Here is a 7232-nt window from a genome sequence, read left to right on the forward strand (position 1 = left end):
GCGTCGATGCCCCGCCACCCACATCAATGATCGACGCCGTTAGCGGTACACCGGCATCTCGAATCAGCTTCAGAGACAGCGCCGCATGCTCCTGGAACCAACTGACTTCATCGACGGCTTTGCTGGAGTAAACCTGTTCCCAATGCTCTTTCGGCCGCATACGAATCTATCCTTCTGGCCCTGGAGGCTGTGGAAGTGTTGTCCCGCCCAAGCGTCGCCGTCGGTTTCCAGATGGCCGCTCTAACGATGGACTAACCGGTGTTATAGCCAGCGGCGCACCTTCGTTTGATAGGCCACGAAATCGGCTCCAAAGAGCGCGGTCAAGGCTCGCTCCTCGGCTGCGATCTGGAAGCGATTTATGTACAGGACAAAGCCCAACACCCCGAGCAACAAAAGCGGTGATGCCAGGTAGCAGGCCCAGGCCATGAGAAACATCGCAAAGCCGACATACATAGGATTACGTGAATACCCATAGATGCCCGAGCTCACCAGCGCCGATGCGGTCTCAGGCTTTAACGGATTGACGGTCGTCTTCGCTCGCCGGAAAGACACAACGCCTGCAAGACAAAAGAAGGCCCCCACGCAGAACGCGAGCAATGCCGCCACCACCCGCGTCGAAAGGGCCGCGTCGATGCCCGGAACATAGCGAGATCCACCCCACATCAGCAGCCCAAACAGGGCTGCAACAATGGGCGGAGGTATCTTGTTTTCCAGTGCATTCATAGAGAACTCCCGATAAACCAGCAACGACTCGTGCACTACAGAGTTTGCTTACCGCGCCTTTGCCAGTTCGCTCTGCACGAGCTCCAGCAGCGGTTCTGGGCCGAACTTCGTCAGTAGCTTGCCGTTGACGAAGAAGGTGGGTGTACCCTGAATCCCAACCGTCTTAACGTCTGCAGCATCTTTAGCCAGGATCGAGTCGATTTCGGGCGAGTTCATCGTGGCACGGGCCTTCTCGACATCCAAGCCAGCCGCTGCGGCGGCTTCCCAGGCTTTCACGGCTTGCGCGTCGTCATGCCATTGTGGTTGCGCATCCAGGACGGCTACCAACACGGGTTCGTAAAGCCCCTGGGCCCGCGCCGACTCCAATAAGCGTACGGCCTCTTCCGAGCCTTTGTGGAATAGCACATAGCGAACGACCAGGCGTACGTCCTTTGGGTACTTCGCCATGATCTGCTGCACATGGGGGAAGAAGGCCCGGCAACTTTCGCACGAGGGGTCGAAGAACTCGACGATGGTGACCGGAGCGTTTATCGGACCAAGGGTTGGCGAGTGGAAACGCACCAATGAGCTGGCCTCTTGGATGACCGCCGGAGCTTCCTGGGGAGCGGAATAACGCTGGTAGAGCACTGCCGCAGCGACAAAGCCGGTAATGGTTACAGCGCTGATGGTCAGGACGATGGCGCGTCTATTCATACGAGGGATCTCCGGCGAATCAGGGCTAGAAGAAGGACGATGGCGGTAAAGGCCGCCAAGGACAGCAGGGGTAGCGGCACGTTGCCGAAAGTCAGCATGTCGGCCCCGGAACAGGAGGTTCCGGCGCTGCACGGCTTGAGGCTTTCCGGGATCACGCCCACGAAAAGCAGGCAGTGATACAGGGCGATCCCCCAACCGATAACGGCAAGGGGCAATGCATATGTCCACACGGCGAAGTCCGAGCGATAGCAGGCGATAGTCAGCATCACCGCCAGAGGAAACATAAAGATCTGCTGGAACCAGCACAGCACGCATGGGGTCTTGCCCATGACCTCGCCGAGAAACAAGGCCGCGAGGGTCGCGGCCATCGCCAGCAGCCACACGGCGAGCAATAAACCCCAGGGATTAGCGGAGGGGTGTGCCTGGCTTCTCATCGTTATCTACTCGCCCTTTCCCTTGATTGGGGATGGCACGGTAGCGGGCCCGCAGCAGCTGTCGATTGGCTTTGTGTTGCAGCATGAGTCCAGCGCAGCTACTGGCTGACAGGCAGTGGTCGGCTCGGTTGGCGGTGCGACCAGCGGAGCACAGCAACTATCGACCCTGGCGGTGATCTGCGGACTGCAACAGGCGCTTGGCTTGGCCGCGCTTTGCGGCTTGCTCGGTGAGGGCGTGCCATGACGGCTCCACTCCTTCCAGGCCTCGCTGAGCACCTGCCGTGCGGAATGCAGGAACAGCACCGCGATAGCCAGCCCCACTATCACGTCCGGCCAGATAGTTCCGCTAATGCCGACCAGGATGGCGGCGGCGATGACGCTGGTGTTGGCGATCAGGTCGTTACGCGAGCACAGCCAGGTGGACTTCATGTTCAGATCATCGCTGCGGTGACGGTACAACAGCACGAAGCAGATCGTGTTGGCGATCAGCGCAGCGGCCCCCACCAACCCTATCCACTCAGCCTCAGGGACGTCGCCAGTGACCATCTTGCGCACGGCGTCGGCGATAACCAACAGGCCAAACAGCAGCATAAAGCCACCCTTGAACAGCGCCGCCCCGGCCCGGGTACGCGCACTGCGATGCAGCACATACAGGGTCAGCGCATACACCGAGGCATCGCCGAACATATCCAGCGAATCAGCCAGCAGTGCGGTCGAGCCTACGATCCAGCCTGCGACGAACTCAACCAGGAACATCGCGGCATTGATCGCGAGAACGATATAGAGCACACGACTCTGCTTGTCGCGCAGCTGCGCCAGTTCGCTCGCCTTGTCTTCGCAGCAGCTATCCATGACCGATCCTCAGGTGGGGCAATACGGTTAGGATGAAGGTTATAGCGACTAGAAGGTCAAGCGACGATGAGCGCTGCGAGTTACACCATTGGACAGCTGGCCAAGGCGACAGACACCAAGGCGGTGACTATCCGCTACTACGAACAACTGGGCCTGCTGCCGCCGGCAGGGCGTACGCCTTCGGGCTATCGCGTCTATACGCCTGCTGAGCGTGACCGCCTGCTGTTTATCCGCCGGGCCCGCTCATTGGGTTTCACCCTTGATGATGTGCGCGAGTTATTGGGGTTTGCCGATCAACGTGATGCTTCTTGCACTGCGGTGGATGCCAAGGTGGGTGAGCAGCTGCAACAAGTAAGGGTACGCATTCGCGATCTCGTTGCGCTGGAGCGAGAGCTGGAAAGGCTGATCGCGTGCTGTCAGGGAGGGGGCATCAAGGAGTGCCGAATAATCGAAACCCTGTCTTGCCACTGAATAGGCCCGGCCGCATAAGCACCTATGAGTGCCAGCTTGGGTCGCTGCTGAAACTCAGCCCTCTGGGCTTCCTTGACCACTCTTAGCATTAACCGCTGAAGCGCTTGGAGGAACGGATGACCTGGATCATCACCAAATACGCACTCACCGCTGCCGTTGTGGTGCTGGTGTCAGAAATAGCCAAGCGTAGCGACAAACTGGGCGCCCTGATCGCCGCCCTGCCGATGATTACGTTGCTGACGCTTATCTGGCTCTATCTGGAAAAGCAGTCGCCGGAAAAGATCGCCAACCATGCCTGGTACACCTTCTGGTATGTGCTGCCTACGCTGCCGATGTTTCTCGCATTCCCGGCACTGCTACCGCGACTAGGTTTCTGGCTGGCATTGCTGGCTTGTGTGGTCATAACGGTCGCCTGCTTCGGACTGTTCGCTGTCTCAGTTCGAATATTTGGCATTGAGCTGCTCTGAGGTCTGGGCCGCTGTCCGCTTTGGGTTGAGCCCATCGTCGTTTCCAGTCAGCGAGTGCCTCAAGCATCCCGCAGCAGGTCATGGGCATTCAGCAGGCTGTAGGCAATTTCCGGGCGCTTCTCCAGGCTGCGGCGGATGGCTGTTGGGATCGACTGGCGGGTTTTGCGGCACAGTCCCGGCAGTTCGTCGATATGGATCGCGATGCCGCGCATGCTGCGCACTTCGTTGAAACCGGGGGCGACTGTCAGGCGGATGCCGAGTTGCTCGTACAGGCGTCGCTGCATCTTTTCCAGATCGCCCAGGCTCTCAAGGTTCTCCAGGCGATCGAGCAGGCGTTTTTCCTCCTGACGGGTCAGCAGCAGGATGCGCAGGTCGCTGCCGGCGGTAGCCAGCAGCTGCTCGCGCCCGCAGTCGCAGGCTCCGGGCGGGCAGGGTTGGCGCAGTGGCGAGGTGGTGGTCATGGGTTCCGATCATAGCCAGCTCGGCTCGCTTTTGCCCATGGCTGTGCGGGCTTATGTCGGCTGTTGGAGCAACCGGCCCATGCTCAGCCATGGACAAGCGCATAAATCGGTGGATAATCCGCCCCATTCCCTTGCTTGATGACTGCCCCACTGCCATGCGCAAACTGCGAATCGCCTTGATCTGGATGCTGATGCTCGCCCTCCCGGCGCAGAGCATGGCGGCGATCGGCATGCAGTTATGTGCGTTGGTTCAGCAGGGCCAGATGGCCGGTATGGATAGCCAGCAGATGGCGGCGCATCATCCGGGCGCCCTGTCCATGAATCATCTGGCGGATGCTGGTGAGCAGCAGGCCGGCGCGAGCGCAGGCAGCGACTCTGCGCAAACCGATAACAGCCTGTGCAGCCTCTGCGCCTTTTGCGTCGGGGCGGTTGCCATGACCAATGTTTTGCTCAGCAGCCCCCCGCTGCAAGCAGTCGAGCCCTCCCTGGCGCGGCTGGAGCAATTTACCGGCTTTATCGCCGAGACCCCCGAAAGACCCCCACGCCTGTTTCTTGCCTAAGCCAAACCGCGCTTTCCAATTGCCTGCTGCAGTTTCTGCCCAGGCCCGTGACGAGCGCATTTAGCTACTAGTCGGCCTTTGCCTGTTATCTGCAGGTGGGCCGCTGACGCGAGACTATCCAATGCTACGTTTCCCCTTTGCCAGGCGGCGGGCCTTTGCCTGTCTGGCTGTGCTGGTGCTGCCTGGCGGCGCCTGGGCCGAGTTGCCCGACCCACTGGATGCCGAGGCCGCTACGCCGGCCCTGGACTATCAATCCCCCCTCAATACTTACCAAGGCCTGGGTGACCAATCGCTGCAGGACTGGCGCGAGGCCAATAAGCTGGTCGGGCGCATCGGCGGCTGGCGCACCTATGCCCAAGAGCCTTATGCCCAGGAGCCCTGGACGCAGCCGGCGGATAACGCCGCTGAGGCGCCCGCCGAGCCGGCTGGCGCTAACCATGATGGGCATCACTAAGGAGCGGCCTATGAGCATGTTTTCACGGGCAACTCTGGCGGGTCTCTGCGCCAGCTTGTTGCTACTGAGCGGTTGCGCCGGTTTTACCCAGGACGGCGGTTTCGCTGCGGTCGAGCAGGCCAGCCAGCAGCACTTGGATAAGCAGGTCAGCTGGGCGAAAAATCCCGCCGAGCGCAGCCAACTGGCCGAGCGGGTCAGCGAACTATTGGCCCAGCCGCTGACGGCGGACGCCGCGGTGCAGGTGGCCTTGCTCAACAATCCGGGGCTGCAGGCCAGCTTCGAACAGTTGGGTATCAGCGAGGCCGAGCGGGTGCAGGCGGGGCGTATTCCCAACCCGGGGTTCTCCTTCGGCCGTCTGGAACGGGGCAGCGAGGTGGAATACGAGCGCGGCCTGCATATCAACCTGGCACGCCTGCTGGCCATGCCGCTGACCTCGGGCATGGAGGCCAAGCGTTTCGAACAGGTGCAGGGGCAGACCAGCCTGGCGGTGTTCGAACTGGCCAACCAGACCCGCAAGGCCTGGTACCGGGCGGTGGCGGCGCAGGAGAGCCTGGGTTTTATGCGCCAGGTGATGGCTTCGGCCGAGGCCGGCGCCGAACTGGCGCGGCGCCTGGCGGCGGTGGGCAATTACAGCAAGCTGCAGCAGGCTCAGGAGCAGAGCTTCTACGCCGACGCCGGGCTGAACCTGATCCGTGCCGAGCAAGCGCGGCTGCAGAGCCGCGAGCAGCTGACCCGGCTGCTCGGGCTGTGGGGCGAGCAGATCGACTTCCGCTTGCCCGAGCGCTTGCCCGAACTGCCGGCCGCAGCCGAGCAGTTGCCGGATGTCGAGCGGCTGGCCATGGGCCAACGCCTGGATATCCAGGCCGTGCGCCTGGATGCCGAACGCCTGGCGCGTAACCTGGGGCTGAGCAAGGCCACACGCTTTATCAATGTGCTGGAGCTGGGCGTGGTGAATAACAGATCCAACCAGGAACCGACCCAGCGCGGCTACGAGATCAGCGTCGAGTTGCCGTTGTTCGACTGGAGCGGGGCCAAGGTGGCCAAGGCCGAGGCGCAGTATCGGCAGATGCTCAATCGCGCGGCCGAGACGGCGATCAATGCCCGTTCCCAGGTGCGCGAGGCCTATCTGGGCTATCGCTCGGCCCACGACCTGGCCCGGCATTACCGCGACGAGGTATTGCCGCTGCGTGCGCGCATCGCCGAGGAAAATGTCCTGCAGTACAACGGCATGTTTATCAGCACCTTCGAACTGCTGGCCGATGCGCGCAAGCAAGTGCTCGCGGTCGATGGCTATCTGCAGGCCCAGCGCGACTTCTGGGTGGCCGACGCCGACCTGAAGATGGCCTTGCTCGGTGCTCCGAGTATGACCGCCATGGCTGCCGGCGCCGCTGCAGGCGCAGGTTCCGACGACGCCGCTGGCGGCCACTGATCAAGGAATTTTCAAGATGGTTTCAAGACGTGATTTCTTTCTCGGTGCCAGCGCCATCACCGCGGCTGTCGCCACGGCGGCGGTCAGCCGAGTATCCCTGGCGGGGCTGCCGGAGCCGGTGCTGCAGAGCAGCGCCGCCACCATGCCGCCGTTGCAACCGGAGAGCGGCCGCCCCTATAACCCGGTGGTCACCCTGAATGGCTGGACCCTGCCGTGGCGCATGAACAAGGGCGTCAAGGAGTTCCACCTGGTCGCCGAGCCGGTGGTGCGCGAACTGGCGCCGGGCTACAAGGCCCACCTGTGGGGCTATAACGGCCAATCGCCGGGGCCGACCATCGAGGTGGTGGAGGGCGATCGGGTGCGCATCTTCGTCACCAACAAGCTGCCCGAGCACACCAGTGTGCACTGGCACGGCCAGCGCCTGCCCAATGGCATGGATGGCGTCTCCGGCCTGACCCAGCCGTCCATTCCGGTGGGCAAGACCTTCGTCTACGAGTTCGTCGCCCGTCGCCCCGGTACCTTTATGTACCACCCCCACGCCGACGAGATGACCCAGATGGCCATGGGCATGATGGGTTTCTGGGTCACCCACCCGAAAGCGCGCCATCCGCTGATTGCGCAGGTCGATCGCGACTACGTGTTCCTGCTCAACGCCTACGACGTCGAACCCGGCAGTTACACGCCGAAA

Annotated in this window: 11 protein-coding genes; 6 read left to right on the forward strand and 5 right to left on the reverse strand. The window is 61.9% G+C overall.

What is annotated here, in order from left to right:
- Positions 1 to 261 precede the first annotated feature (261 nt).
- The 4 genes from Q8Q83_RS07255 to Q8Q83_RS07270 are packed head-to-tail and all read right to left on the reverse strand — an operon-like array spanning position 262 to position 2702.
- Positions 262 to 723, reverse strand: coding sequence for an isoprenylcysteine carboxylmethyltransferase family protein (locus Q8Q83_RS07255; RefSeq protein ID WP_305622427.1), 462 nt, complete (start codon positions 721 to 723; stop codon positions 262 to 264).
- Positions 724 to 771: 48 nt separating this feature from the next.
- Entirely contained in the window at positions 772 to 1416 is a 645-nt protein-coding gene (locus Q8Q83_RS07260) for a thioredoxin domain-containing protein (protein WP_305622429.1), read from the reverse strand.
- Positions 1413 to 1850, reverse strand: a complete 438-nt coding sequence (locus Q8Q83_RS07265; RefSeq protein ID WP_305622431.1) for a disulfide bond formation protein B — start codon at positions 1848 to 1850, stop codon at positions 1413 to 1415. Before Q8Q83_RS07265 ends, Q8Q83_RS07260 begins: the two co-directional genes overlap by 4 nt.
- 6 nt (positions 1851 to 1856) lie before the next feature.
- A complete protein-coding gene (locus tag Q8Q83_RS07270) occupies positions 1857 to 2702 on the reverse strand; it encodes a cation transporter (protein ID WP_305622432.1) in 846 nt (281 codons plus the stop codon).
- 66 nt (positions 2703 to 2768) lie between these two features.
- Here Q8Q83_RS07270 and Q8Q83_RS07275 point away from each other — a divergent pair, with 66 nt between their 5' ends.
- Positions 2769 to 3173, forward strand: coding sequence for a helix-turn-helix domain-containing protein (locus tag Q8Q83_RS07275; protein WP_305622434.1), 405 nt, complete (start codon positions 2769 to 2771; stop codon positions 3171 to 3173).
- Between the two features lie 116 nt (positions 3174 to 3289).
- Complete coding sequence (locus tag Q8Q83_RS07280; RefSeq protein ID WP_305622436.1) at positions 3290 to 3640, forward strand: DUF3147 family protein; 351 nt, start codon at positions 3290 to 3292, stop codon at positions 3638 to 3640.
- A 59-nt stretch (positions 3641 to 3699) separates the two neighbouring features.
- Here the strand turns inward: Q8Q83_RS07280 and Q8Q83_RS07285 are convergent, their stop codons facing one another.
- Positions 3700 to 4101 carry a hypothetical protein gene (locus Q8Q83_RS07285; protein ID WP_305622437.1) on the reverse strand — a complete coding sequence of 134 codons (402 nt, stop codon included), beginning with the start codon at positions 4099 to 4101 and terminating at the stop codon, positions 3700 to 3702.
- A 155-nt stretch (positions 4102 to 4256) separates the two neighbouring features.
- On the opposite strand from Q8Q83_RS07285, the gene Q8Q83_RS07290 reads away from it, so the two are divergent.
- The 4 genes from Q8Q83_RS07290 to Q8Q83_RS07305 all read left to right on the forward strand — a co-directional run.
- The gene (locus Q8Q83_RS07290; RefSeq protein WP_305622439.1) at positions 4257 to 4661 is read left to right on the forward strand and encodes a hypothetical protein; all 405 of its coding nucleotides are present in this window, start codon (positions 4257 to 4259) and stop codon (positions 4659 to 4661) included.
- A gap of 121 nt (positions 4662 to 4782) precedes the next feature.
- Positions 4783 to 5115 carry a hypothetical protein gene (locus tag Q8Q83_RS07295; protein WP_305622440.1) on the forward strand — a complete coding sequence of 111 codons (333 nt, stop codon included), beginning with the start codon at positions 4783 to 4785 and terminating at the stop codon, positions 5113 to 5115.
- A 10-nt stretch (positions 5116 to 5125) separates the two neighbouring features.
- Positions 5126 to 6544, forward strand: a complete 1419-nt coding sequence (locus Q8Q83_RS07300) for a TolC family protein (protein WP_305622442.1) — start codon at positions 5126 to 5128, stop codon at positions 6542 to 6544.
- Between the two features lie 16 nt (positions 6545 to 6560).
- Positions 6561 to 7232 (forward strand): multicopper oxidase domain-containing protein (locus Q8Q83_RS07305; RefSeq protein WP_305622444.1); only part of this gene is annotated, 672 nt, incomplete at its 3' end.

This window comes from Pseudomonas sp., assembly GCF_030696055.1.
Taxonomy (GTDB): domain Bacteria; phylum Pseudomonadota; class Gammaproteobacteria; order Pseudomonadales; family Pseudomonadaceae; genus Aquipseudomonas.